General features: G+C 38.6%; 17 protein-coding genes. 16 read left to right on the plus strand and 1 reads right to left on the minus strand.

Annotation, left to right across the window (positions count from 1 at the left end):
- Nucleotides 1-95: 95 nt before the first annotated feature.
- Nucleotides 96-725, minus strand: coding sequence for a paraquat-inducible protein A (locus BCU84_RS14200; RefSeq protein WP_102528760.1), 630 nt, complete (start codon nucleotides 723-725; stop codon nucleotides 96-98).
- A gap of 229 nt (nucleotides 726-954) precedes the next feature.
- Between BCU84_RS14200 and BCU84_RS14205 the strand changes: the two genes are divergently transcribed.
- The 16 genes from BCU84_RS14205 to BCU84_RS14280 all read left to right on the plus strand — a co-directional run bounded on the left by BCU84_RS14205 (nucleotide 955) and on the right by BCU84_RS14280 (nucleotide 26,467).
- The gene (locus BCU84_RS14205; protein WP_102528732.1) at nucleotides 955-1,245 is read left to right on the plus strand and encodes a YebG family protein; all 291 of its coding nucleotides are present in this window, start codon (nucleotides 955-957) and stop codon (nucleotides 1,243-1,245) included.
- A 20-nt stretch (nucleotides 1,246-1,265) separates the two neighbouring features.
- Nucleotides 1,266-1,724 carry a GAF domain-containing protein gene (locus BCU84_RS14210; RefSeq protein WP_102528733.1) on the plus strand — a complete coding sequence of 153 codons (459 nt, stop codon included), beginning with the start codon at nucleotides 1,266-1,268 and terminating at the stop codon, nucleotides 1,722-1,724.
- 269 nt (nucleotides 1,725-1,993) lie between these two features.
- Nucleotides 1,994-2,629, plus strand: a complete 636-nt coding sequence (gene proQ, locus BCU84_RS14215; protein ID WP_102528734.1) for an RNA chaperone ProQ — start codon at nucleotides 1,994-1,996, stop codon at nucleotides 2,627-2,629.
- Nucleotides 2,630-2,651: 22 nt separating this feature from the next.
- Nucleotides 2,652-4,766, plus strand: coding sequence for a carboxy terminal-processing peptidase (prc, locus tag BCU84_RS14220; RefSeq protein ID WP_102528735.1), 2,115 nt, complete (start codon nucleotides 2,652-2,654; stop codon nucleotides 4,764-4,766).
- Between the two features lie 95 nt (nucleotides 4,767-4,861).
- Nucleotides 4,862-7,423: an aminopeptidase N gene (gene pepN / locus BCU84_RS14225; protein ID WP_102528736.1), complete on the plus strand. Its 2,562-nt coding sequence runs from the start codon at nucleotides 4,862-4,864 to the stop codon at nucleotides 7,421-7,423.
- Between the two features lie 85 nt (nucleotides 7,424-7,508).
- The gene (locus tag BCU84_RS14230) at nucleotides 7,509-7,724 is read left to right on the plus strand and encodes a DUF2835 domain-containing protein (protein WP_102528737.1); all 216 of its coding nucleotides are present in this window, start codon (nucleotides 7,509-7,511) and stop codon (nucleotides 7,722-7,724) included.
- A 315-nt stretch (nucleotides 7,725-8,039) separates the two neighbouring features.
- Nucleotides 8,040-10,091, plus strand: a complete 2,052-nt coding sequence (locus tag BCU84_RS14235; protein ID WP_102528738.1) for a DUF1302 domain-containing protein — start codon at nucleotides 8,040-8,042, stop codon at nucleotides 10,089-10,091.
- A gap of 13 nt (nucleotides 10,092-10,104) precedes the next feature.
- Nucleotides 10,105-11,469, plus strand: coding sequence for a DUF1329 domain-containing protein (locus tag BCU84_RS14240; RefSeq protein ID WP_102528739.1), 1,365 nt, complete (start codon nucleotides 10,105-10,107; stop codon nucleotides 11,467-11,469).
- Between the two features lie 48 nt (nucleotides 11,470-11,517).
- On the plus strand, nucleotides 11,518-12,528 hold the full coding sequence (locus BCU84_RS14245; RefSeq protein WP_102528740.1) for a YCF48-related protein: 1,011 nt from the start codon (nucleotides 11,518-11,520) through the stop codon (nucleotides 12,526-12,528).
- 138 nt (nucleotides 12,529-12,666) lie between these two features.
- Complete coding sequence (locus tag BCU84_RS14250; protein ID WP_102528741.1) at nucleotides 12,667-15,021, plus strand: MMPL family transporter; 2,355 nt, start codon at nucleotides 12,667-12,669, stop codon at nucleotides 15,019-15,021.
- Nucleotides 15,022-15,287: 266 nt separating this feature from the next.
- The gene (locus BCU84_RS14255; protein ID WP_102528742.1) at nucleotides 15,288-20,132 is read left to right on the plus strand and encodes an NAD-glutamate dehydrogenase; all 4,845 of its coding nucleotides are present in this window, start codon (nucleotides 15,288-15,290) and stop codon (nucleotides 20,130-20,132) included.
- A gap of 65 nt (nucleotides 20,133-20,197) precedes the next feature.
- The gene (gene pyrD / locus BCU84_RS14260; protein ID WP_102528743.1) at nucleotides 20,198-21,220 is read left to right on the plus strand and encodes a quinone-dependent dihydroorotate dehydrogenase; all 1,023 of its coding nucleotides are present in this window, start codon (nucleotides 20,198-20,200) and stop codon (nucleotides 21,218-21,220) included.
- Nucleotides 21,221-21,409: 189 nt separating this feature from the next.
- Nucleotides 21,410-21,943: a cell division protein ZapC gene (locus tag BCU84_RS14265; protein ID WP_102528744.1), complete on the plus strand. Its 534-nt coding sequence runs from the start codon at nucleotides 21,410-21,412 to the stop codon at nucleotides 21,941-21,943.
- A 469-nt stretch (nucleotides 21,944-22,412) separates the two neighbouring features.
- Nucleotides 22,413-22,919 (plus strand): GNAT family N-acetyltransferase, encoded by a 507-nt coding sequence (locus BCU84_RS14270; RefSeq protein ID WP_241906441.1) that lies wholly within the window; start codon nucleotides 22,413-22,415, stop codon nucleotides 22,917-22,919.
- Between the two features lie 253 nt (nucleotides 22,920-23,172).
- On the plus strand, nucleotides 23,173-24,327 hold the full coding sequence (locus tag BCU84_RS14275) for a GGDEF domain-containing protein (RefSeq protein WP_102528746.1): 1,155 nt from the start codon (nucleotides 23,173-23,175) through the stop codon (nucleotides 24,325-24,327).
- Between the two features lie 493 nt (nucleotides 24,328-24,820).
- Nucleotides 24,821-26,467, plus strand: coding sequence for a methyl-accepting chemotaxis protein (locus BCU84_RS14280; protein ID WP_102528747.1), 1,647 nt, complete (start codon nucleotides 24,821-24,823; stop codon nucleotides 26,465-26,467).
- Nucleotides 26,468-26,727: the final 260 nt, after the last annotated feature.

The raw sequence follows: 26,727 nt of genomic DNA on the forward strand, positions 1-26,727 counted from the left end.
TGGATTTATTAGTGGCGTTATCTTCTTGCAACGTCTTTGTCTCAGTACTTGTAGACTCAGTACACGTTGACGCTTGAGTCGTTGAGTGTGAAGTATTATTCGTCATGAACCATTCTCCACATATGTTCTAAGTTATATTCTCGCTGTAAGAACAGGATAACCAAAAATAACATCCCAAAACAAAAAGTGCCCATGCCTAAATAGATATCTGAAAAGTCAGATAAATTGAATGCTGCGACTAAAAAAGAAATGACATAGATTTCTAACATTGTTAATTGAGAAAGTACGCCATGGTTTTTCAGCAATTTACGATACGTCTGTTGCCAAAAAGCTGAATGAAGTCGGCGCTTTACAATGATAATTTGCAGCAATATCGACAATATAAGTAATCCTGGAGCGACGACCGCTGCAGCGATAACGGCGACAGCAACAATCCAGTAACCCTGAACCCAAACAGCAAATGCACTTTCATAAACTGTGGTTGCTCGAATACTGCCTAAAAAATGTATTTCAAGCACGGGAAGAAAATTAGCAGGGATATAAAACAGAATGGCTGCAATACATAGAGCAAGCATGCCATTTAAAGAGCAATATGGCACATCATACAGTGCCGTATGACAACGTGGACATAATGCACGAACATTAGAGGGCAAAGCACGGCGCTGCACAGCTAAATCACAAGAGCGGCACAATATAATAGTGTCTTGATCTAAATTTTTGGGCATATAAAAGCTAAAACCATCCATTTAGTAAATATGAGCAGCGAAACAATGATCCAAGTTGAGACATATTATAGCCACTTATTGCGACTAATTATGACCACTATCTGAGTTTATTCATCATGATTCGAGTTACAATGAAATGAGATAATACCAGAATAATCAGAATACTTGCATCAGAAGTTAGTTCTATGACACTCTATGCACTGTATATAAAAACAGTAAGAGGTTAATCATGGCGGTAATTACAAAGTTTGTCGTGGTCAGAGAAGGGGTGGAAAAGATGACGTTCACATCTAAAAAAGAAGCCGATGCCTATGACAAAATGCTCGATATTGCGGATAACTTAGTTCCTTTTATTACTAGCGCAGAGTTAAAAATTGACGAAAATAGTGTTGAGAAACTTGCTTTTTATCTTGCATCTAATAAAGATGAACTCGCAAATCTACTCAAAGGCGTCGTAAAAGCTAAGCCTGCAGCTAAACCTGCAGCCAAAAAAGCACCCAAAAAAGCGGCAGCAGAATAAAAGAATAGTTAGGAAGTAAAATGAAAGCTGAAATGTATGACACCTTGAACAGACAAGTGTTGGCCTTAATGGAAGGCGAAGACGACTTAATTGCTGGTATGGCAAATTTCTCAGCCTTATTAAATGACAATTTGGATGATATCAATTGGGTTGGCTTTTATATTAAGCGCAACGACCAATTAGTGTTAGGACCATTTCAAGGAAAAGTTGCTTGTACACGCATTGTGATTGGCAAAGGTGTATGTGGCACAGCTGCAGCCTTAGATGAAACTCAACTTGTTGAAGATGTCCACCAATTTGAAGGTCATATTGCTTGCGATGCAGCCAGTAATTCGGAAATTGTAGTGCCAGTTCATGACGGGAAAAATGTCATAGCAGTGTTAGATATTGATAGTCCTTCTTTGAATCGTTTTGATAAAGATGATCAAAAAGGCTTAGAAATCTTAGTTAAAAGCTTCGAATCTTGCTTATTTGCTTAATTTGCGAACAAATAAGCTAAATTGCAGGTCGCAATCGCTGACATGGGCTTTATAATACTGAGCTGCACGCATTACTATGTTTAAAATTTATTTACTGTAAATATGCAGGCAAGTAAGTTAATTTGTTAGGGCATGTTTCAATTGCTTTAGCAATCATGTAGGAAATGCTAATTTGAACGTTAAGCAAGACTCTGTTTAACGAAAGATAAACGACTGTAACTAGCTAAGATAGCTATAAACCAGTCCCCTTATATAACGTGGAAGTAAAAATGGAATCAACAGACAAGTTGACCGACACCAACGCAGTTTTAGCGTATTTATATGAAACATTTCCTTTATGCTTTATTGCAGAAGGTGAAACTAAGCCATTAAAAATTGGGTTGTTTCAAGATTTAGCTGAAAGGTTGGCTGATGATTCTAAAGTAAGTAAAACACAATTGCGTGTTGCACTTAGACGTTATACAAGTAGCTGGCGCTACCTTAAAGGTGTTAAAACCGGCGTTCAACGTATTGATCTTGACGGACAAGACTGTGGCGAACTTGAGCAAGAGCATATCGATCATGCTCAGCAGACTTTAAAAGAAGGTCAAGAAAAAGCCAAGGCTAAGCGTCAAGCACAAGCTGCTAAAGCAAATCCTAAGAAGCCAGCTAAAAAAGCACCTTCTTCAAAAGCAGCTCCTGTTAAGAAAGACCGCCCAGCTAAGCCTAAAAAGCCTGCTGCACCAAAAGTTAATTATGTCCCAGCAAAATTTGACGAGCTTAAACAAAAACAACGTGTTAGTGTCAAGTTAGGACAAAATCCTGTCGCTGGCGTTATCACTGATATCAAGAAAGAAGATGTCCATGTACAGCTTGATTCTGGTTTAGTCGTTAAAGTACGTGCAGAGCATATTTTATTATCGTGATCATTTAAGGAGTAACTTGTTGATGCGAAAACTCACTTTGGCTGCGTCGATTGCCACTTTATTTGTCGGTTTTTCGGCTTGGGCAATTTCACCAACTATTCAAATCAACGAGTTACCTAAACTTGAGCAAGAGCCTCAACACAAGGTTGCGAGTAAGAGGGTAACGAATTTATTCACACGCTCTCATTACCACCGCTTTGAACTTGATGATGCTTTTTCTGAGTTGATTTACGATCGTTATCTACAACAGCTAGATTTCAGACGTAATGTGCTTACACAAGCAGATGTTGATAGCTTTAAACAATATCAACATCTGTTTGACGATATGGTCAAAACAGGCAATATCGAACCTGCTTTCAATATGTTCTCTTTGTTGCAACAACGTCGCTATGAACGTTTTGCTTACGCACTGACTTTATTAGACAAAGAATTCGACTTCACAGAAGCCAATGATGCCTATGAGTTTGACCGCGAAGAAGCTACATGGCCAAAAGATGAAGCAGAATTAAATGAACTTTGGCGCCAACGTGTCAAATACGATGCATTAAATTTAAAACTTGCTGATAAAGACTGGGAAGAAACAGTCGAAATTCTTGGCAAGCGTTACAACAATGCCATCAAACGTTTAAGTCAAACACACAGTGAAGATGTGTTCCAAGGTGTTATGAATGCCTTTGCACGCACTGTTGAACCTCATACAAGTTATCTCTCTCCACGTAATGCTGAACGTTTCCAAATGGAAATGAACCTAAGCCTTGAAGGTATTGGTGCAGTGTTGCAGATGGATGATGATTACACGGTAATTAAAAGCTTAGTTGCTGGTGGTCCTGCCGCGAGCAGTGAAAAACTATCTCCAGAAGACAAAATTATTGGTGTCGGTCAAAAAGACGAAGAGATAGTCGATGTCATCGGGTGGCGATTAGATGATGTTGTTGAATTAATTAAAGGCCCTAAAGGCAGTGAAGTTAATCTTCAAATTTTGCCTAACAAAGGTGGCGCAAACGCGAAAGCATTTGAAGTGACGATTGTTCGTGACAAAATTCGCTTAGAAGATCGCGCTGCAACCTCTAAAGTTGTTGAGCCTACTGAAGGCGAATACGCTAACCGTAAAGTCGGTGTTATTCAAATTCCGGGTTTTTACATGAACTTATCCGTTGATGTAGAAAAAGAAATTGCTAAATTAAAAGAAGATAACGTTGAAGGTATTATCATTGATTTACGTGGTAATGGCGGCGGTGCATTAACTGAAGCGACATTACTGACTGGTTTATTCATTGATATGGGACCAGTGGTTCAAATCCGTGATGCTAATGGCCGCGTTACTCAAAACCGTGATAATGACGGTAAAAGTGCCTATAGCGGACCATTAACAGTTATGGTTGATCGCTACAGTGCCTCAGCATCAGAGATTTTTGCTGCAGCGCTTCAGGATTATGATCGTGCATTGATTGTAGGTGAGGCGAGCTTTGGTAAAGGTACAGTTCAGCAGCATAAAAGCTTAGGTCGCATTTATGATATGTACGAAAAACCTATTGGGCATGTACAATACACCATAGCTAAGTTTTACCGTATTAATGGCGGTAGTACACAGTTAAAAGGGGTTACTCCAGATATCAATTTCCCTAGTGCACTTGAGCCTGGTGAATATGGTGAATCTGAAGAGAAGAACGCATTACCATGGGATAAAGTTCCGGTAGCGCAATACGGTACTTTAGGTAATATCTACCCTGAATTGGTATCTAAACTTGATACCAAGCATCAGCAGCGTATCAAAACCGATGTAGAATTTGGTTATATCTTTGATGATATTGCTGAATTTAAAAAGCATCATGATGATAAAACGATTTCATTAGTGGAAAGTGAGCGCATTGCTTCTCGTGAAGAAGATGAAAAGCGTATTCTTGACCGCACTAATGAGCGTCGTGTTAAAAATGGTCTTGAGCCTTTAGCATCACTTGATGAAGAAGATGAAGAAGCCACTGAAACTGATGCAGAATCAACAGAAGTTGCTGAAAACGAAACGGAAGATGCTGAAGAGTCTGAAGAAGACGAATTAGAAGTACCGGATGCGTTTTTAGAAGAAACAGCATTAATCACCTTAGACATGGTTGATGCTAAAAAATCTGCAGTGAAATAAACGCTATTTCATTGTCAAAAAACGCGCTTTTAGCGCGTTTTTTATTATGTAAATTTTATGCCCGTTAAATGCTAAGTGTTATTCAAGGATTATTTATGACTCAAGCTCAAGCAAAACATTTAAAAGACTATCAAGCACCCACTTTCACCATTAGTCACATCGAGTTAGATTTTAATTTAAAGGGTTCAGACACTGAAGTTATTGCGATAAGCAAAATACAAAGGGTAGGCGAGCACAGCGAAGCATTGGTGCTAGTAGGCGAGAAAATTAATTTAGTGTCTGTGCATATCAATGGCGAGCCAGCTGATTACCAAGAAAAAGATAACCAATTATCTATCAGCACCTCTTTAAATGATTTTGAGTTAACGCTCGTTACTAAGCAAGATCCAGAAGCCAACTCAAGCCTAGAAGGCTTATATATGTCTGATGGCGCTTACTGTACCCAATGTGAAGCTGAAGGCTTCAGAAGGATCACTTACTTCCTTGACCGTCCTGATGTTTTAGCTATCTATACGGTAAGAATCGAAGCTGACAAAGCGGCATTCCCGTTTTTATTAAGCAATGGTAATTTGGTTGAAAAGGGCGATGTGAGTGAAACACGTCAATTTGTGCGTTGGGAAGATCCTTTCCCAAAACCTAGCTATTTATTTGCCCTTGTAGCAGGAGACTTCGATTTACTTGAAGATAAGTTTATTACTCGTAGTGGCCGAGAGGTAAAACTGCAAGTATTTGTAGATAAAGGAAACTTGCATAAAGCTGACCATGCAATGGTGTCGTTACAAAAATCGATGGAATGGGATGAAAGCCGTTTTGATTTAGAATACGACCTCGATATTTATATGATTGTTGCCGTTGATTTTTTCAATATGGGCGCGATGGAAAATAAAGGCTTAAACGTGTTTAACACTAAATACGTATTAGCTGATACCGCCAGTGCGACAGATGAAGATTATCATGGTATTGAATCGGTTGTTGGCCATGAGTATTTCCATAACTGGACCGGTAATCGTGTGACTTGTCGTGACTGGTTCCAGTTAAGCTTAAAAGAAGGCTTAACGGTATTTAGAGATCAAGAGTTCAGCTCAGATTTAGGCTCTCGTGCTGTCAATCGTATTCAAGCCATTCGCGTCATGAAAAATCAACAGTTCGCTGAAGATGCAGGCCCTATGTCGCATCCAATTCGTCCTGAATCTGTTATTGAAATGAATAACTTCTATACCGTGACTGTTTATAACAAAGGCGCTGAAGTTATTCGGATGATGCATACCATATTAGGTGAGCAAAATTTCCAGTTAGGGATGAAATGTTATTTCGAACGCCATGATGGCCAAGCGGTAACTTGTGATGATTTCGTCAATGCAATGGAAACGGCGAGTGGTATCGACTTAACCTTATTCAGAAATTGGTACAGCCAAGCCGGTACCCCAGTGGTTACTGTGGTTGATCAATATGATGCAGATAGCAAGCAGTACCAGTTAACTGTCAGTCAATCGGTTACTTCTCAAGGAGTGAAAGGAAACCCTCTGCATATTCCATTCAGCCTTGAGCTATTGAATTCTGCTGGTCAACCTTTAACAAACCAAGTGCTTGATGTGAAAGAAGCTGAACAGACATTTGTATTTGATAATATTGACGCAATGCCAGTGCCTTCTTTACTGCAAGATTTTTCAGCACCAGTTCGCTTAGATTATGAATTTAATGTTGACCAACTTGTACATCTAACACGTTTTGCATCAAGCGAAGTAGCACGTTGGGAAGCTTCTGTTGGTTTATTCAGCCAAGCTGTTTGGCAAAATGTCGCCAGTTTAGTTGCTAAAGAGGCAATGCATCTCGATGCTAGAGTGATTGAAGCAATAAGAGGCATTATTCTAGATGAAAGCTTAGACAAAGCGTTAGTGGCAGAAATACTGGCATTCCCGAGTGCGGCTGCTTTAATTGAACAGGTTGAAACTGTCGACTTAGATGCTTTACAAGCTGCTAGAGAATTTGTTATCGATGAACTTGCTGAAGCCTGTTTAGATGAGTTAGTGACGCGTTATCGTTCATTGATTAAGGAAGATAATGCAGCTTCGCGAGCCTTTAAGAATATCTGTTTAGTATTGTTATCGCGTGTGTCATCAGAATATGAAGGCTTAGTGACTGAGCAATATCATGCAGCTACGAATATGACCGATAGCCTAGCTGCACTTAAAGCTGCGGTTTCAGGTCAGTTAACTTGTCAACAAACCTTGATGGCAGACTTTGAGCAAAAGTGGGTTTCAACGCCACTGGTTATGGATAAATGGTTTAGTTTACAAGCTTCACAAAACACGCCAGAAGTCTTAACAGAAATCAAAGCACTCACTGAACATGAAAGTTTTAGCTTTAACAATCCAAATAGAGTGCGTTCGTTAATTGGCTTCTTTGTCGCTGCAAATACTTACCAGTTCCATGATGCGAGCGGCAGTGGTTATGAATACTTAGCGGATATCTTGGTTAAACTGAATGAGTTGAACCCGCAAATTGCTGCCAGAATGATCACACCACTTATTCAGTTCAGTAAATTTGATGATGGCCGCCAACAGAAAATGAAAGCCTGTTTATTACGATTAAAAGCGCTACCTAACCTATCGAAAGATTTGTTTGAGAAAGTAGAAAAGGCGTTAGAACACGCTTAATCTAAAATTGGGTGACGGTTTATCATTTTAAATGCTAGATCGTTGCCTATCACTATTTCACTCTATAATTTGTAGTAATTGAGTTATGCAATTTATATTTTCAATGTACATCAGTTTTAAAGATTTTCTTCCTTATTACCAAGGCACAGTTAAAAATGTCGAGGTAAAGGATATTAATGGCAAAATTTTACACATAAATGGTAAATATTTTAGACCATTTGTGACCTCTGCAGGGATACAGGGGCAATTCATTTTGCAACTAGAACCTGCTGGAAAATTTATTTCTCTTAATAAAGTTTAGAGTAATTACTTCAAACGACCAATTGATTGTTAAATGGTAATTTAGCTTCACTTGGTTTTATGTAACTTGTTGAAAAAGTTTTGTTTTTCTTTCATTTTTACTGCTTGTAGTCAATTCGTGTGATCCAATTCAAATAAGCGTTCGATTATTCTGTATTAATTTCTCCTAACTGCACCAATTCGTTAACAAATTTTCTGTTTTTTGAACTTGCTCAATGATGTTAATTACTGTAACAATGGTGTTGCCTGCAGGCTAACAAAATGTTGGTTCAAATCCTATAACAACGAATCCGGCAGGTTACGGAGAGAAGCAAAAATGAATATTGTTAAAAGACGCTTTAACAAGTCGGCACTCGCTTTGGGGGTGGTGTCGGCATTGACTTTAGGGATGAGCAGTAGCGCTAATGCTGTATCATTTGATTGGGGTGAAGTACAAGGCACCTTTGACTCAACATGGACAGTCGGCGCAAGCTGGCGTGTTTCTGAGCGTGATTGGGAAGGCCAAATCGGTAAAGTTAACCAGCCACAGTTTGATTGGTCTGGTTATTCTGGTTTCGGTGCGCCATTTGGGCAAACGCCTATCTACTCTTCAGCTCAAATTTGGGGCCAGCCTGGTTCATACTCAAGTAACAACGACTTAAGTAACTTACTCTATTCTCAGGGTGACACTACCTCTGAACGTTTTAAAGGTTTGCATGAGCTATCTTTAGAATATAAGAACTTCGGTTTGTTTGTACGTGGCATGTATTTTTATGATCGCAAATTAAGTGATGGCGATTTTGATTATAACGATCCATTGACTGGCAAAGAATATGATCCTTGTGAGGATAGCCGAGCAGAAGAAGTTCAATGTAAAGACATTCGTTTATTAGATGCATTTGTTTACGGTAACTTTGACTTAAATGATGGTAAAAACCCATTATCAGTTCGTATCGGTAACCAAGTTGTTTCTTGGGGTGAAAGCACATTAATTCCTCACGGTATTGGTGTCATTAACCCAGTTGATTTAAATATCTTGAATACACCAGGTGCTGAACTTAAAGAAGCTTTCCGTCCACAAGGAATGGTATGGGCATCGTTAGGTGTTACTGAAAATTTAAATGTTGAAGCTTATTATCAATATGATTGGGAGCCAGTTTGGGTTCCATCTGCGGGTTCTAACTTTGCAACCAATGACTTTGTTGGTTTTGGTGGTTATAACCAAAACGCTCAGTTAGGTTTCAACTCAAACCCTGATATCAATCTTGATTTTTTAATGTCTGAGTATGCCGCGCTTTATGGTGCAGCAGCTGCGGCTAATTTTGATCCTGCATTCGCAGCTTACATGGTGCCATATGCTACTAAAGTGGCTTTACTTCAAGATGAAGCAGAACCAAGTGATGATGGTCAATACGGTATCAAGTTAGGTTATTACGCGCCGAGTTTAGGTGAAACTGAATTTGGCTTGTACTACATGAACTATCACAGTCGCCGCCCTATTATCAGCGGTACAGCATCTAACTTTAGCAGTGAAGCTTTAGCAAGAGACTACGGCCGTTTAGCTGCAAGTGGCGGTGAAATTGACCGTGAGTTGATGCTTAGTATGGAATCGTTTACTAAGGCTCAAGTGGTATACCCTGAAGATATTCAATTATACGGCGCGAGTTTTAACACCTTAGTCGGTGACACATCTGTTGCGGGTGAAGTTTCTCACCGTGTTGATGAACCATTACAAATTGATGACGTTGAATTGTTATTTGCAGGTATGCCACAGCAACTTGCTAATGCTGGTCTACGCCCTGATTTAGATGGTGTGTCGCAAATTGAAGGTGTAGAGGCTGGCGAAACAATTGATGGTTTCATTTTATCTGATACGACTCAAGCTCAATTTACATTGACACATTTATTTGGTCCTACCTTTGGAACAGATAATTTAACCATGCTTGCTGAAGTCGGTGGTGTGTGGATCCATGACATGCCTGGTTTTGATGAACTACGCTTAAATGGTCCTGGAACCGCGCGTTCAGGTGGTAACCCTGATATGCCAGGTATTATCGAAGCCTTGCATGATGGTCCAGAAACGAATCCATTCCCAACTGATTTTGCTTGGGGTTATCGTTTAGTGGCTAAAGCTGACTACAATAATATCTTTGCTGGCGTGAACATGTCTCCACGTGTGATTTTCTCTCACGATGTTGACGGTATCACTCCTGATCCAATGTTCTTATTTACTGAAGGTCGTAAATCAGTTGCTTTAGGCGTTAGTTTTGATTATCGCAGCCGCTGGGGAGCAGATATTTCTTACAACAACTTCTTTGGTGGTGTAGGAACAACAAATGCAATGACTGACCGAGATTACGTCTCGTTTAACGTCAAGTATTCTATCTAGAAGGATAATAATAATGAAGAAACTGACGATATTATCGGCTGCAATGATCATGGCGTTTAGTGCGCCGGCAGCGATGGCGAAAGTATCTGAAGCTGAAGCAGCTAAATTGGGTAATGAACTTACGCCAATAGGTGCTGTTAAAGCGGGTAATGCTGACGGTTCTATCCCTGCTTGGGATAATGGTATTACTTCTCCAGTTGCTGGCTATGAAAAGGGAATGCATCATCCAGATCCTTTTCCTTCTGATAAAATTTTGTTCACCATTACAAATGCTAACAAAGCACAGTACGCTGAATTTTTAACGCCGGGTCAAAACAAGCTTTTTGAATTATACCCAGATACATACAAAATGAATGTGTATGAAAGTCGTCGTACGGCTTCTTTGCCTCAGTATGTCTATGATGCAACTAAAGCTAATGCCTTAAATGCAGAGTTGGTTGCTAATGGTAACGGTGTAAGTGGCGCTTCTATTAGTGTGCCATTTCCAATTCCAAATAATGGTTTAGAAGTGATTTGGAACCACATCCTGCGTTATCGTGGTGTTGATATCAAAACTGCTCGTAGCCAAGCGGCTCCAACGGCAGGTGGTTCTTATACGTTAATTGAAACGGCTGAAGAGATTCGCTTTAGCTACAGCCGTCCTGAAGTGACTCTGGATCAATTAAAAGAATCAAATACTTTGTTCTTCTTTAAACAAGTTGTACGTCAACCTGCGCGTCTTGCAGGAACTGCTTTGCTTGTTAAAGAGACAATGGATCAAGAAGCACTTCCGCGCCAAGCTTGGACTTATAACACAGGTCAACGCCGTGTTCGTAAAGCGCCAAATGTTGCCTTTGATACACCAGGTACAGTGTCTGATGGTCTAAGAACAACTGATGATTTCGATATGTTTAACGGATCACCTGTGCGTTATAACTGGGAACTGGTCGGTAAGAAAGAGCTTTATATCCCTTACAACGATTACAAACTTCATTCAGATTCACTTGAATATGATCAAATCTTAAAACCAGGTCATATCAACCCTGAATTTGCTCGTTGGGAAAAGCACCGTGTTTGGGAAGTTAAAGCAACCCTTAAAGATGGCATGCGTCATATTTATAAAACACGTGTTTTCTATATCGATGAAGATTCATGGCAGGTTTCGCTAACGGATATGTACGATAACCGTGATGAGTTATACCGTGTAGGTACAGCACATTCGATTAACTACTACGAAGTTCCAACACATTGGAGCACGTTAGAAATTTTCCACGATTTACAATCTCGTCGTTATTTAGCAATGGGATTAGATAATGAAGGCCGCATGTACGATTTCGATGCTAAGCTTTCTGAAGCTAATTTCACACCTGACGCATTACGTCGCGCAGGTATTCGCTAAGACCTTTATGGGGCGCATTGCGCCCCTATTATTTCTAAGGAAGTTTGTATGTCGTTTCGCACACTTCGCAATGTTGTCGCAATCAGCTTAGGTTGTTTAATTTCTACTGCGCCAGTCCATGCTCAATTCGATCCTCTTACCGTTCAAATACAGCCACTCGCTGAGTCTTCATTAGTTCTAGATATTGCCAAAGCAGGTGAAAACCTTGTTGCGGTGGGTGAACGCGGTCATGTGTTAGTTAAACAACAAGATTGGCAACAAGTGAGTTCACCAGTAATTTCCCAATTAACCAAAGTGTTCTTTTTAAATGAAAAGCAAGGCTGGGCGGTAGGTCATGATGCAACCATCATTCACACTGAAGATGGTGGGTTAACTTGGCAAGTACAATTCCAATCTACAGAAGTTGAAAAACCGCTTTTGGATATTTTATTTTTTAATGAAAATGAAGGTATTGCCGTTGGCGCGTATGGTTTGTTTTATCGCACCGCTGATGGTGGCAAGCATTGGGTTCAAGAGTTTCATGAAGAATTACTATTCCCTGAAGATGTCTCATATCTTGCTGATTTAAAAGCTGAAGATGAAGCTTTATATTTATCAGAAAGATCAGCGTTATTACCTCACTTTAACCGTGTCATCCAATTAGCTGATAATCGACTGTTGATGGTAGGTGAATTAGGACTTGTCGCCACATCTGATGATAATGGCGTAACGTTTGTTACACAGCCTTTTGATTATGAAGGTTCAATGTTTAATGCTATTGAAACGGACGGCGCAGTGTTTGTCATGGGCTTACGTGGCCATGTTTTCAAAACCGATAAGCTATTCAGTCAATGGCAAGAAATCGCTTTACCGGTGAAGTCTTCAATTAATAACGCTTATATTACTGATTCTGGATCTTTGTACCTTGTTGGTAACGCAGGTGTTGTTATCGAGTTAGATAATACTGATACAGCTAATATCATTGCACGTAGACAAGGCGAAAATATCGTCGCTATTGAAAGTGATAATCAAGGTCAAGTTTGGTTTGCAGGTTCAAAAGGTTTATTTCAGCTCAAATAGAGTCGCTTAAGCTTTACGATGGATTTGTTCAGTGACGGGGCAAGTAAACGTGTCTGGAAGATACGATTACGGTATAAGCTGAGCAAAATAAACACTAAGTTAGTGTAAAAATAAAACAACAATAATAGGGCCGATAAGATGTTAGAAAAACTGGTCAATGGATTTGAAACCCATCTTTTCAGAAACCGCATGTGGGTGATTTTGTCATTCATGTTAATTACACTTTTTCTTGGTTATCAAGCAAGCCAATTAAAAATGGATGCGGCTTTTAGTAAAAACATACCGCTTAATCATGAGTACATGAAAACCTATACAAAGCATCAAAAAGATTTTGGTGGTGCGAATAGGATTATGGTGTCTGTTGAAGACACTAGCGGTGATATATTTAATCCTGAATATTTCGAAACCCTGAAACAGGTTCATGATGAACTGTTTTTTATCCCGGGTGTAGAGCGTTCCCAAGTTAAGTCTTTATATTCTCCTTCAACACGTTTTACTGAAGTTGTTGAAGATGGTTTTGCTGGCGGACCAGTGATACCTGCAGATTTTCGTAACGATGAATATGGCCTAAATGTTGTTCGTGACAATGTGGAAAAGGCAGGTATTGTTGGTCGTTTAGTATCAAATGATTATTCATCAGCGATGTTAACAGCGCAGTTAATGGATTTTGTGGCTAAAACAGACGAAGAAATGGCCGAGTCTGAAGGTGCTGAAAAAGATATTACGACTAAACCACTCAACACGATTCAATTCGCTAAACAATTAGAAAACCAATTACGCGGCAAATACGAAACGGAAACGATTAAAATCCATATTATTGGATTTGCTAAAATGGCAGGTGATGTCGCAGAAGGGGCAAAAGGCGTATTACTGTTTTTCTTGATTGCGATTTTGATTACTGCAGTCATGGTGTATTTATTTTCTAAGTCGTTAATTCTAACGGTTCTCCCACTTGTGTGCAGCCTTGTCGCTGTTTTCTGGCAGCTAGGGTTATTAACTGTGGTCGGTTTTGGCTTAGATCCTATGTCAATTCTAGTACCGTTTTTAGTGTTCGCAATTGGCGTAAGTCATGGCGTTCAAATGATCAATGCTGTTAGACGTCGTGTACTCGATGGTCAAAATACCAAAGCAGCTTCAGCATCGGCTTTTCGCAGTTTATTAGTGCCGGGCGGCGTAGCACTATTATCTGATACCGTTGGTTTTTTAACATTATTGGCGATTGATATTGGTATTATCCGAGAACTCGCTATTTCAGCTTCACTGGGTGTGGCTGTTATTATTTTAACCAATCTCATTCTATTGCCTTTGGTGATTTCATACACCACGATTAAGCCAGAAAAAGAAGATCCAGTTAAAAAAGCCAAAATTGAAGGTTTGTGGCGCAGCTTGTCAAAATTCGCGACACCTAAATATGCTGTCATTGTACTAGTTTGCACCGCAGTGCTATACGGCTTTGGTTTTCAGCAAGCAAGCAATATCAAAATTGGTGACTTGCAGGGCGGTGCGCCAGCACTTCATTTAGATTCTCGATATAACCAAGATACTTTCCATATAACAGACAATTATTCAATTACGACTGATTATATGACTGTGATTGTTGAAGCGACACCTGAAGCTTGTACATATCATTCCATTCTAAATGAAATTGATCAGTTTGAATGGATGGTTGGCAATACACCAGGTGTTGAGTCGACCGCAAGTTTAGCGTCAGTCTCTAAGCGAGTGAATGCCGGTTTCAACGAAGGTAATCCTAAATGGCAAGTGCTTCCTCGTACCACAGCGAGCTTAGTGCAAGCTGTAGGCCGTGTGCCAACTACCTCTGGATTACTTAACGGTAATTGTTCAGTGATGCCAGTTTTCTTGTTCTTAAAAGATCATAAAGCAGAAACCATTGAAGTTGTGACTGCCAAAGTAAAACAAGTTGCTGAGCAGCTTAATACTGACACATTGCAGTTTAAATTAGCTTCAGGGCCAGTTGGCGTGATGGCAGCGACAAATGAGGCTGTTAGCGAAGCACAGCTACCAATGATGATTTATGTTTATGGCGCGGTGTTTGTTTTATGTCTCATCAGCTTCCGTTCAATTAAAGCGACTATCGCCGTGATTGTGCCTTTATATGTGGTTTCAACATTAGCGCAAGCATTAATGACGTGGCTAGATATCGGTTTAGCGGTGAGTACATTACCTGTTATTGCATTGGGTGTGGGTATTGGCGTGGATTACGGTATTTATATTTTATCGACCATGTCAGGTAAACTTACTCAAGGTATGGCAGTCCAGCAAGCCTACTTTGAAGCCTTAGTTGAACGTGGTAGTGCGGTCATCTTTACAGGGTTAACTTTAGCTATTGGTGTGAGTACTTGGTTCTTTTCAGCACTTAAGTTCCAAATGGACATGGGTATTTTGTTAACTTTCATGTTTTTAGTAAATATGTTGGGTGCGATAATTATTTTACCTGCGTTGTCAGCGGTATTCTGGCGCAAACCCAAGTAAATAAACGGTTTGAAAATATTAAGAGGAGCTTAGGCTCCTCTTTTTTTTGCATAGTTAGTCTATCTAAACGCTTGATTGGTCAAATAGTGACTATAATTCTATAGTTAACAAGGATTTTAGAGGATCTACCACTAAAATAGTGCTCGATATAGCAGTTAATTAGTAATAAACTTTGCTCCAGATCTCAGTTTTAGACTGAATCAACAAGCCGAAGCATCCAATATAATGATAAAAGCGCTGCCATAAACGCTTAAGGAAACTGCAACATGGCCTTTAAAGATGCAATGCCTTCAGTACTACTAGAAAATGTAGTCAATTTAATTCATAAAAAAATCCCTAATTCTCAAGCTAAACAAGTTGAGCAATTTGCCAATTGTATATACGCCCATATGTCAAAAGACGACTTAAATGCTCGTAATGACAGCGACCTTTATGGTGCCGTACTAAGCCTTTGGAATGCGCTAAACAAATCAGCTAAAACCAACAGCCACATCCGTGTGTTTAACCCAAGTCAGTCGAAACATGGCTGGCAGTCTACCCATAGTATTATTGAAATTATTCAACCAGATATGCCTTTCTTGGTTGATTCAGTGACTATGGCATTAAACCGCATGGGCATTACGGCGCACATGGTGTTACATACACCGTTAGCATTAGTTCGTGATGAGGAATTGGTTAAAGAAGTTTCTTTTATTAAAGATGCGCCAGAAGCAACTGAAAATGTTGCGGTATTTTTAATTGAAATCGATCGTCAAAGTAGCGAAGCCGATATTAAAGCCATTGGTAAAGAACTTGAATCAGTTTTTGCTGATGTTGTGTCTTCAGTTGATGATTGGCAGCAAATGTCAGATAAGTTAACCGAGACGGTTAAGCAATTACCAAAACAACCATTTCCAGGCGATAAAGCTGAAATGGAAGAAGCGACTAAATTCCTAACTTATCTCAATAATCATCATTTTACATTACTTGGTTACAGACATTACGAGTTAAAGCGTGTTGAAGGTGATGTTGAGTTAGTACCAGATTTGGATTCAAGCTTAGGCTTAATGAGCCGCTCGAGTGCTGAACATGCAGATCGTGGATTACTTTTGTCTACGTTCTCAGCTTCTGCCCGTAAAGAAGCGCTGGATGAAAGCTTATTAGTGCTTACTAAAAGCTCAACCAAAAGTCGTGTACATCGCCCTGCATATGTCGATTATGTGGGTATCAAACGTTTTGATAAAGCAGGTAATGTCATAGGCGAAGACCGATTCTTAGGCCTATATGCTTCTAATTTATATAATCGAAGCCCACGTGAAATTCCGCTACTTGCTGGTAAAGTTGAACGCGTTATGGAGCAGTCAGGTTTAACGCCTCGCTCTCATGACTATAAAGCGTTAATGAATATCCTTGAGAACTTACCTCGCGATGAGCTGATACAAGCTAAAGAAGATGAGCTTGCTCATATCGCTCGCGGCGTTTTAGAAATGCAAGATCGTGACAAATTAAAGTTATTTGTCCGTAAAGACGGTTTTGGTCGTTTCTTATCTTGTTTGGTGTATGTATCAAAAGATCGTTACAACACCAAATTACGTCAAGATACACAACGCATTTTGGCTCAACATTTTAACAGTAGTGAAGATGTTGAATTTACCACTTACTTCTCAGAATCAACTTTAGCGCGTACTCATTACATCATTAAAGTTGACAATAATAATATGGACGTCGATGTGGCTGCTATTGAGAAAAACCTAATTGAAGCAGCTCGCTCTTGGGAAGATAAACTACATAGTTCACTGAATAATGCTCTTGGTGAGCAGTCAGGAACGGGTCTTATTAAGCGTTACTTCACGGCATTTTCACCGAGTTATAAAGAAGATGTGTTGCCTAGTTCAGCAGTGGTTGATATTCAACACCTTGAAGCATTGAACGACGAACATAAACTGGGCATGCTTTTTTATCAGCCACAAGAAACGGCATTAAATGATAATAAAGTCCGCTTAAAGCTATTTCATAAAGATGAACCTATTCATCTTTCTGATGTGCTACCTATGCTTGAAAACTTTGGTTTGCGGGTCATTAATGAACGCCCGTACGAAGTTAAAACTGCAGATGGTCAAACCTTCTGGATTTTAGACTTCTTAATGACAGTGCAGGGCGCTGCCATTGAAAACCTTGCTGATAGCCAAGATCGTTTTCAAAATGCATTATCACAAGTTTGGGATAAAGAACTTGAAGATGATGGCTTTAACCGAATGATTTTAGCGACCAGTTTAACGGGTCGTGAAGTGTCTATTTTGCGTGCTTACGCTAAATATATGCGTCAAATAGATGCAACTTTTAGTCAGTCATACATTGAAGAAACGTTTAATCGCTATCCGCAAATAGCTGACTTACTGGTTAAAATGTTCATTCGTAAATTTAATCCAAAATTAAAAACTCGTACGTTAAATAAGTTTTTAGAACAAGTGGATTTGCGTCTTGAGGACGTATCGAGCTTAGATGATGATCGTATTATTCGTCGTTATTTAGATTTGATCAACGCCACACTACGTACCAATTTCTATCAAACATTGAACAAAAACGAGAACAAGCCGTACATTTCGTTTAAGTTCTTACCTGAAGACATTCCTGAAATGCCTCGCCCATTACCGAAATTTGAAATCTTCGTATACTCTCCGCGAGTTGAAGGTGTTCATTTACGTGGCGGTAAAGTAGCGCGTGGTGGTTTACGTTGGTCTGACAGACGTGAAGATTTCCGTACTGAAGTGCTTGGTCTTGTAAAAGCGCAACAGGTTAAAAACACCGTTATTGTACCTGTTGGTGCAAAAGGTGGCTTTGTGTGTAAACAGCTACCAACTGAAGGTGGCCGCGAGGCATTCTTTAATGAAGGCCAAGCATGTTACCGATTATTTATCCGTGGTTTACTTGATATCAGCGACAATATCATTGAAGGCAAAGTGGTACCGCCAAAAGATGTAGTACGTCATGATGAAGATGATGCATACCTCGTTGTTGCAGCTGATAAAGGTACTGCGACTTTCTCTGATATTGCCAACGAAATTGCCATTGAGTATGACTTCTGGTTAGGTGATGCTTTCGCATCTGGCGGCAGTAACGGTTATGACCATAAAAAAATGGGTATTACTGCGAAAGGCGCTTGGGAATCGGTTAAACGTCATTTCCGTGAAGAAGGTATTGATTGCCAAACAACTGATTTTACCTGTTTAGCAGTGGGTGACATGGCCGGCGATGTATTTGGTAACGGTATGTTGTTATCACGCCATACTAAGCTCGTTGCAGCATTTAACCACATGCATATCTTTGTTGATCCAAACCCGGATACTGAAAAGAGTTACGTAGAGCGTGAGCGTTTGTTTAATCTACCGCGTTCAAGCTGGGAAGATTACAACACTAAATTGATGTCTAAAGGTGGAGTGATTTTTAATCGTTCTGCTAAGTCACTTAAGTTGACTAAAGAAATCAAGGGAATGCTTGAAACTGATTCAGACACCATGACCCCGAACCAGTTAATGCAAGCATTGCTAAAAATGCGTGTTGATTTGATTTGGAATGGTGGTATTGGTACTTACGTTAAAGCGACTTCTGAAACGCATGCTGAAGTTGGCGATCGTGCAAACGATGCTATTCGTGTCAATGGTAATGAATTAAACGCTAAAATCATTGGTGAAGGTGGTAATTTAGGTGCGACACAATTAGGCCGTATTGAATTTGCGGCTAATGGTGGTCGAGTTAATACTGACTTTGTTGATAATGTTGGCGGTGTTGATTGTTCAGATAATGAAGTGAACATTAAAATCTTACTCAATACGTTAGTGGCAGACGGTGAACTTACCGTTAAGCAACGTAACCGCTTATTAGAATCAATGACTGATGAAGTGGGGGATATTGTACTTCAAGATTGTAATGATCAAACTCGTACAATTTCAGTGACGCAGGCTCACGGTGTTTCACAATTAAAAGAACACATTCGTTATATTCAGTATCTTGAAAAAGATGGCAAGTTGGATAGAGCGTTAGAGTTCCTTCCAACAGATGATGAACTTGCAGATCGTTTAGCCAATAGCAGAGCATTAACTCGTCCAGAATTATCTGTGTTAGTTGCTTATGGAAAAATGGTTTTAAAAGAGCAATTAGTTACAGCAGAAATCACTGAAGATACATTCTTAAGTAAATTGCTAACGGCTTATTTCCCTCAGAAATTACAAGACAAATATGCTGATAAAATGATTGCGCACCCATTGCGCGGTGAAATTATTGCGACTTCATTAGCTAATGAACTTGTTAATGACATGGGCTTTAATTTCGTGCAACGCATGCAAGATGAGACAGGTGCCACAGTAGCCGAAGCCGCAATTTGTTATACTATGGCTCGTGAAGTTTTCGGTTTAGCTGATTTAACTCAATCAATTACTGAATTAAACGGTATTGTGTCTGCTGACGTGCAAAGTGAAATGCTGCATCAATTACGTCGCAATATGCGCCGTGCTTGTCGCTGGTTCATCCGTCATCGCACCAAAGGTGAAAATATTGAGCAAACAGTGGCGTTCTTCAAACCTGTATTTGAAGAATTAAAGACCAATGTTGATCAGTATATGATTGCTGCTGAAGTGATTGCGATTTCAACTGAAATAAAATCACTAACAGAACAAAAAGTACCTGAGTCTTTAGCACAAGTTGTTGCTAAAATGAGTACCTTGTTCTCAGCGTTAGATATCGCCCAAATTGCCCAAATCGAAGGTAAGTCAGTTCAGCTTGTGGCTGAAACCTATTTCAGACTTGGTGCAAAAGTTGAATTACATTGGTTCCTTGAACAAATTAGTAATCAGCCCGTATCTAACCATTGGCAAGCGCTTGCTCGTGCCGCCTTCAGAGAAGAATTAGATTGGCAGCAACGCGCACTGAGCTCTACTGTGCTGCGAGCGTGTACAGATACTTGTAATGCCGATTCAATTATTCAGCAATGGATAGACAATAACGAGAAGCTATTGGAACGTTGGTTCCACCTATTAGCAGACTTTAAAGTCTCTCAAAGTCATGACTTTGCCAAATTCTCGGTGGCGTTACGTGAACTTAATTTGTTGATCCTTCATTGCGAAGGACCGAGATAATTATTTATAATAAGTGAACAAGCCCTGGCAAATAGCCGGGGTTTTTTTTAGGTTTAGGAGAAAGCATGTTTTTTTACAAAGTTGCACAAAAAGTAATGTTTCAAATGGATCCAGAAGTAGCGCATAACATCGCTATTGGAAGTTTAAAAAACACTGGAAACAACCCTTTAAACCTATTTTATAGTCAAAATGTTAGCGCTGCTCCAGTGACTTGCATGGGTATTACATTCAATAACCCTGTAGGCCTTGCTGCAGGCTTAGATAAAGACGGTGAGTCGATTGATGCATTCCATGCCATGGGTTTTGGGCATGTAGAAGTCGGCACTGTCACTCCTCGACCACAACCAGGTAACGAGCAACCACGTTTATTCAGATTAAAACCAGCTAAAGCGATTATTAATCGTATGGGTTTTAATAATAAAGGTGTTGATAATTTAGTCCGAAACTTAATGGCTAAAAAAACAGACATTATTGTTGGTGTGAATATTGGTAAAAATAAAGATACTCCGGTTGAAGAAGGCAAAAACGATTACTTAATTTGCATGGAAAAAGTTTATCAACATGCAGATTATATTGCGGTTAATATTTCATCACCAAATACACCGGGTCTTCGTACAATGCAATACGGTGAATTGTTAGATGATTTATTAAGCTCGCTAAAAGAAAAGCAAGCAGAGCTAGCTAAAAAGTATAATAAATATGTTCCAGTTGCATTGAAAATAGCGCCAGATTTAACCACTGAAGAAATTGAGAAAATTGCTGAGTCATTATTGAAAAGTAAATTTGACGGCGCAATTGCCACAAACACCACATTAAGTCGTGATGCTGTGGTTGGCCTTGATAATGCCGATGAAATGGGTGGTTTGAGTGGTAAACCGTTAACCGATCTTTCAACTAAAGTGATCAAACAATTAGCTGAATATTTAAACGGTGAGATCCCAATTATTGGTGTTGGCGGAATTAATAGTGCAGAAGATGCTTTAGCTAAATTTGACGCAGGTTCTCAATTAGTTCAGATATATACTGGCTTTATTTACCAAGGTCCTGGATTAATTAACGATATTGTAAAAGCCTATAAAGCAAAATAAGATCTGAATAGTTTAAAAACCAACCAAAGATCCTTTTTTTAGATCTAATAAAGTTATAGCGATCGAATTAACGATCTTTCGATCGTTGTAACTTTATGATCTTTATATCAAAAATATTCAATAATGTTTTGATATTGTCTGAAATATAAACTATTATCACCTTGTATTCTTATAATTAGGTACTAAAAAATGTTATTAATGCCAAATAAGGACTGGCAGTGGGAATATAATGAAAACTATAAGCAATTAAGTATTTCATTAGGTTCCGAGATGGAGTTCTTAACCCCATACAAAACTAAAGCGCTCATTCCTGATGCATTAATAACATCGGAATTTAGTGTCGAGCACGCTAAATTCTATATCAACTTGCTTGAAACTCTTCCAAAAGTTATCAATATGTCAGATGCTGCTGTTGTTCAAACAGCACTAAATGCAACCGCTGCGCATTTTTTGTTAAAACCACAAATGCCTAAATCTTGGTTTTTTGAAATAAGCCAAGAATGTGTTTATTGTGAAGTAGGTAAGTTATTTAACCTCAATGCTAATGGTACTCGCGTTTTAGTCATGGTGGTTGAAAATAGCCTACAAGCTGCATTAGTGATGGTACTGTCTAAAGAGTGTCCATTATCTGAGAACAAAACTCTGCAGCAATTTGAAACAATTAAAGTGATGCATAATAGACTCAATCCGCTTAGAAAAGCTCAACTTGTGGTTGCTGCATAATCAAATAGAATTGATTCTTCGAGGTTAGCTTCTTTAATATTGGTTTCTCTAACATTGGTTTCTCTAACATAGGTTTCTTTAACATCGTTTTTTACAACATCAGTTTAGGCTTCACACTTTAGCGAAGCTTATCTATAATTGTTTTAGAAGCTATAAAGTTTAACTATTCTATATCTATTTTGCTGTATAAGATGACTTTGCAACAAAGTTTACTTCTCATAACATTAACTCCTTTCATCACTTATTATTAGTCAGATGCATGTCTTACTGAGCAACTCTTGTTATTACTCATCGTAAAAATGCCTAGAATAGCTAAAACTCAAAACCTATTATTTGATGCAGTTGTGAGCTTTAAAGCTTCGTTTTAGTATAATCATGTCTATATGTATTAATGAATATCGCTAATCTTTGAAATGTTAAATTTAGCTGGTAAGGTGAAAAGTCATAAATGTTGGAATACTAAAAGACCATGAAGATGAATATAGTGATTAAACCAATTGTTGCAGAACAAGATAGCGAAGTTGCATTAATTATTAAAACCGTTGGCAAGGAATTTGGTGCGATTGGCGAAGGTTTTGGACCGTCAGATCCTGAAGTAGAGCAAATGAGTCAGCATTATCATTACAATAATAAGAGTATCTATTTAGTGGCATCGTTGGATGGGAAAATTTTAGGTTGTGGTGGCGTCGCTTCTTTCAATGAGTCAGAAGATACTTGTGAGCTTCGTAAGTTATTTTTGCTACCCGAGAGCCGTGGATTAGGTATAGGCATGCAACTCACTCAAGCTTGCTTGGAATTTGCTGAAGATATGGGGTTTAAACAATGTTATTTAGATACATTAACCAGTATGACCGCTGCGATTAAGCTATACGAGAAAGTAGGTTTTGAGCATCTTAACCAACCTCTGGATGGTACCATTCACGGTGGCTGTGATGTTTGGATGCTTAAAAAGTTTAGTACAGATTCGGGTTGTTAAATGGCGAGTGATCTTTTACAACGTTCCCTGTACTCCTTCATCCATTGCACCAATCTTTAATCGAAATTCACAACTCTCAGATAGATTGTCATTACAGCGTGTTCTATTAGATTATTTCCAAAAAAGATTGTTTTCGATAACTATTTTATGATTTTATGATTTTATGATTTTATGGTCAATTATTGCTACCTAATTTCAGTTGTCCTACAATCAAATTAAACAAGTATAACCTTAAAATAACTCAGGGAATTATATGTTCGATTATTTGAAAGGCTCTGCCAAAATACATCGTTCAGAATATACCTTTTGGCGCTTTAAACACTTTCACATTTACCAAGTCATGTTGCCTTATTCGGGGTTTGTGCTTTCAGTTATTCCGATATACCTGTTATTTGGTTATTTTGACTATCAGCACTTACAGGAAGATGCGTGGCTAGCAACAATGACCCGCCTGTTTTTTTCTTTTTTATGTGTGGCACTTTTATTATTATTAAAACGTTATTCGCCAAAACATTTAGATTTAGCTGAATTAACTTTAGTGTTATGTGTTTATTGGTCATTGACTTATATTGGCCAAATGGCAATGCACGGAGGGGATTTTAACTATCAATCGGGCGGTATATTGGTCATGGCTTATGTCGGCGCCTTGTCACGCTTGCCGTTCAAAGCCAGTTTTATCGCACTTACATTTATGGCAATTTGTTACGTATGGATGATATCTCCTTTAAGGTTAGAGCATGATTTTGCAGAAGAAATAGATCGTTTATCTATCATGTCGGCTATTTATATCATGTGCCTTATTGCTTGTTTAAGACGAGAGTCTGAAACACATACAAGTTTTGAACAATATTCACAAATCCGCAGTCAGCAACTTAAGTTAAAAGCCAGCCAGCGTAAATTATCGCTACAAGCGGTAACCGATCCATTAACCGAATTAAAAAATAGACTCTACTTAACCCAAAATGCAGCTCTATTTGTCCAAAATGCAAAGCAATCAAAGCAAGGTATGAGTTTACTCATGATTGATATAGATAACTTTAAATCAATCAATGATGTATACGGGCATCAAGTGGGTGATAATGTGATTTATGGTGTTGCACAAATCATCAGGCAGCATTGTGGACGTTATACAGGGATGAACATTCGATATGGTGGGGAAGAGTTCTTATCGGTATTCCATTGCTTTAGTGAGTCAGAGCTACAGCAAATTGCGGAATCAATATTAACCGACGTGGCAAAACTCTATTGGCCTGATAAAAACTTAAGAGTCACCGTTTCTATTGGTTTAGCTACCAACAAAAATCAGTCATTGAATATGCATGAGTTAATTAATCAAGGCGATAAAGCTTTATACCTAGCGAAACAAAAAGGTAAAAATAGAATCGAAATATATAGCGATAAGCCATAGTTATAGCTCTAGTTATAGCCCTAACCCTAACCCTAACCATAAAGCGGTAGCAGCGTTTCTGTTTTAATTTTCTTCATTTAAGCATTAATATCTAATATAAAATATTATTGTCTAATTAAAGAATAACTAACCATGACGGGCAGTTAAGTACTTGCGAGATGTAAATACATCAACTACTTTTACTGAATAGTAACTCTTTATATTACAAATTTTTCGTTGTTAAATTAGATGGTTAACACTAGTAATTATCTCAATTTTTATGCCTCTTTGATGTTTAAATTGTTGCATTAGTTGTAGTGTGAAAAATAGACTAGTTCTATCGATAATATTTTTATTTAGATATTTGTAGCGTTAAACCCTAAATAATTCCCATATATGGTCGATTGTATAGGTGTGGTATTTCTAAACTTAATTAAGTGGTATTTGATCTGGGAAGCCTCACAGTGATCACGCATGTGATCTAATCCCTATTATAAGAATACGGTGATATATCATGAATGCTGTCTATCTTTTCTTTCGTAAAACAAGCATTGCAAATCGCTTACTAGCAATGATTATCGTGGCTGCATTTGCCACTATCCTAATGTTCTTCTTCGCTTTTAATCGTATCGATAATGTTCTAGTACAAGAAAAAGAATCAAAATTAACTTCTTTGGTTGGGGTAGCGAGTTCAGTTATTTCGCAATTTCATCAGCAGTCACAAGAAGGAAAATTAACCGAGGCTGAAGCAAAGACGGCGGCAATAACAGCGTTAAATGAACTACGTTATTCTGGCAATGAGTATTTTTTTACTATCAACCTTGATGGGATAATGGTGCAGCATGCTTTCGCTAAAAAATTAATCGATACTAACGTGTTATCAATGCGTGATCCCGACAATGTTCCTTTATTCCAGTTAATGATTGAACATACAAACTCCGCTAAGAATGCCACTGTGAATTATATGTGGAATAAGCCAGAACAAGATTCACCTAGTCCTAAAATGAGTGTGGTAGAGCGTTTTCAGCCATGGGGATGGATTATCGGAACCGGCATTTATATCGATGATATCCAGGCTCAAAAGACAGAATTTGCTATGCAATATTTAATACTTTTACTGATTGTATGGTTGCCAATCATCATTATTTTGTTTGTCATTACTCGCAGTATTGCTGAACCCATGTCGCAAACCATTACTGCTTTTGAGAATATTGCGAAAGGCGAAGGGGATTTAACATTAAGGTTGTCTGAAGCTGGTCAAGATGAATTAAACCAAATCGCGCAAAACTTTAATATTTTCACTGATAAAATTCAAAAGTTAGTGTCCTCGGTCGCGGATTCTGTGTCAGAGAGTCATACTCTGGCTAATGATTTATCGACTATTTCTTCACAGGCCAATCAAATATCTTCCAACGTGCAAATGGAAACTGAAAATGTCGCCACTGCAATTAATGAGATGTCGATGACAGCAGCTGAAGTGGCTTCAAACGCCCAAACTGCAGCATCAAGTGCTAATGTTGCTGATAGCGAAGCGGATAAAACGGCTGAGATTGTTGATAATGCGATAGTGAAAATTGGCGATTTATCCACGGAACTTCAACAAACTGAAACTGTAGCGAAAGGATTAAAGGTCAGTTCCAGCCAAATAGGGCAAATATTGGATGTTATTGTAGGTATTGCGGAACAGACTAACTTATTGGCTTTGAATGCAGCGATTGAAGCAGCAAGAGCTGGTGAAGCTGGTCGAGGTTTCGCAGTTGTAGCTGATGAAGTAAGAACATTAGCGAGCCGAACTCAAGATTCTACCCGCGAAATTAATGGCATTATTGATGCAATTAGAGAAGCTATTGAAAATGTTAACCAATCAGTCGAACGCGCGATAACGCAATCTGATGAAACGGTGACAGAAACCCAAAAAGTAGAAGCTGCACTCAATTCGATTAAAACAGCGATTGGTGACATATCGCAAATGAACATTCAAATTGCTGGCGCAACTGAAGAGCAAAGCGCTGTTATATCTGAACTTAATATGAACATTACAAGAATCAATGATATGTCTGTTGAAAATAAAACTCACAATGAACAACTTTCTAATAGCAGTATACAAATAGCAGAAGGTTCTACTCAATTAGAAAGTATTGTTGGTAATTTTAAAGTCTAGTGGCTTTTTCGAATACTCAGCTTTTGTGTCATTGATACAAATTTTATATCAATGACAGAATTAACTGTAAAAGCTAACTCGCTTTATAAAAGTCATCACTCACTTAGGTCATATGTTTATCTGGTATATTATCTTAAGTGAGTTTAACGATAGGTAAATTGCTACAGCGGATATTGATGATTATATTTAAGATAATTTAATGCTGTATTTCAGAAATTTCATTTTCCCAAAGACATCAGTTTTATCTGAATAAAATATAA

Source organism: Shewanella sp. 10N.286.51.B7 (assembly GCF_002873615.1).
Taxonomy (GTDB): Bacteria; Pseudomonadota; Gammaproteobacteria; order Enterobacterales; family Shewanellaceae; genus Shewanella; species Shewanella electrodiphila.

Bases quoted from the DNA above. Each gene is read 5' to 3' on its own strand.
- BCU84_RS14240 (WP_102528739.1), top strand. From the start codon at position 10,105: ATGAAGAAACTGACGATATTATCGGCTGCAATGATCATGGCGTTTAGT.
- pepN (WP_102528736.1), top strand. From the start codon at position 4,862: ATGACTCAAGCTCAAGCAAAACATTTAAAAGACTATCAAGCACCCACT.
- prc (WP_102528735.1), top strand. From the start codon at position 2,652: ATGCGAAAACTCACTTTGGCTGCGTCGATTGCCACTTTATTTGTCGGT.
- BCU84_RS14265 (WP_102528744.1), top strand. From the start codon at position 21,410: ATGTTATTAATGCCAAATAAGGACTGGCAGTGGGAATATAATGAAAAC.
- pyrD (WP_102528743.1), top strand. From the start codon at position 20,198: ATGTTTTTTTACAAAGTTGCACAAAAAGTAATGTTTCAAATGGATCCA.
- BCU84_RS14255 (WP_102528742.1), top strand. From the start codon at position 15,288: ATGGCCTTTAAAGATGCAATGCCTTCAGTACTACTAGAAAATGTAGTC.
- BCU84_RS14200 (WP_102528760.1), bottom strand. From the start codon at position 725: ATGCCCAAAAATTTAGATCAAGACACTATTATATTGTGCCGCTCTTGT.
- BCU84_RS14280 (WP_102528747.1), top strand. From the start codon at position 24,821: ATGAATGCTGTCTATCTTTTCTTTCGTAAAACAAGCATTGCAAATCGC.
- BCU84_RS14250 (WP_102528741.1), top strand. From the start codon at position 12,667: ATGTTAGAAAAACTGGTCAATGGATTTGAAACCCATCTTTTCAGAAAC.
- BCU84_RS14205 (WP_102528732.1), top strand. From the start codon at position 955: ATGGCGGTAATTACAAAGTTTGTCGTGGTCAGAGAAGGGGTGGAAAAG.
- proQ (WP_102528734.1), top strand. From the start codon at position 1,994: ATGGAATCAACAGACAAGTTGACCGACACCAACGCAGTTTTAGCGTAT.
- BCU84_RS14235 (WP_102528738.1), top strand. From the start codon at position 8,040: ATGAATATTGTTAAAAGACGCTTTAACAAGTCGGCACTCGCTTTGGGG.
- BCU84_RS14275 (WP_102528746.1), top strand. From the start codon at position 23,173: ATGTTCGATTATTTGAAAGGCTCTGCCAAAATACATCGTTCAGAATAT.
- BCU84_RS14245 (WP_102528740.1), top strand. From the start codon at position 11,518: ATGTCGTTTCGCACACTTCGCAATGTTGTCGCAATCAGCTTAGGTTGT.
- BCU84_RS14210 (WP_102528733.1), top strand. From the start codon at position 1,266: ATGAAAGCTGAAATGTATGACACCTTGAACAGACAAGTGTTGGCCTTA.
- BCU84_RS14270 (WP_241906441.1), top strand. From the start codon at position 22,413: ATGAAGATGAATATAGTGATTAAACCAATTGTTGCAGAACAAGATAGC.
- BCU84_RS14230 (WP_102528737.1), top strand. From the start codon at position 7,509: ATGCAATTTATATTTTCAATGTACATCAGTTTTAAAGATTTTCTTCCT.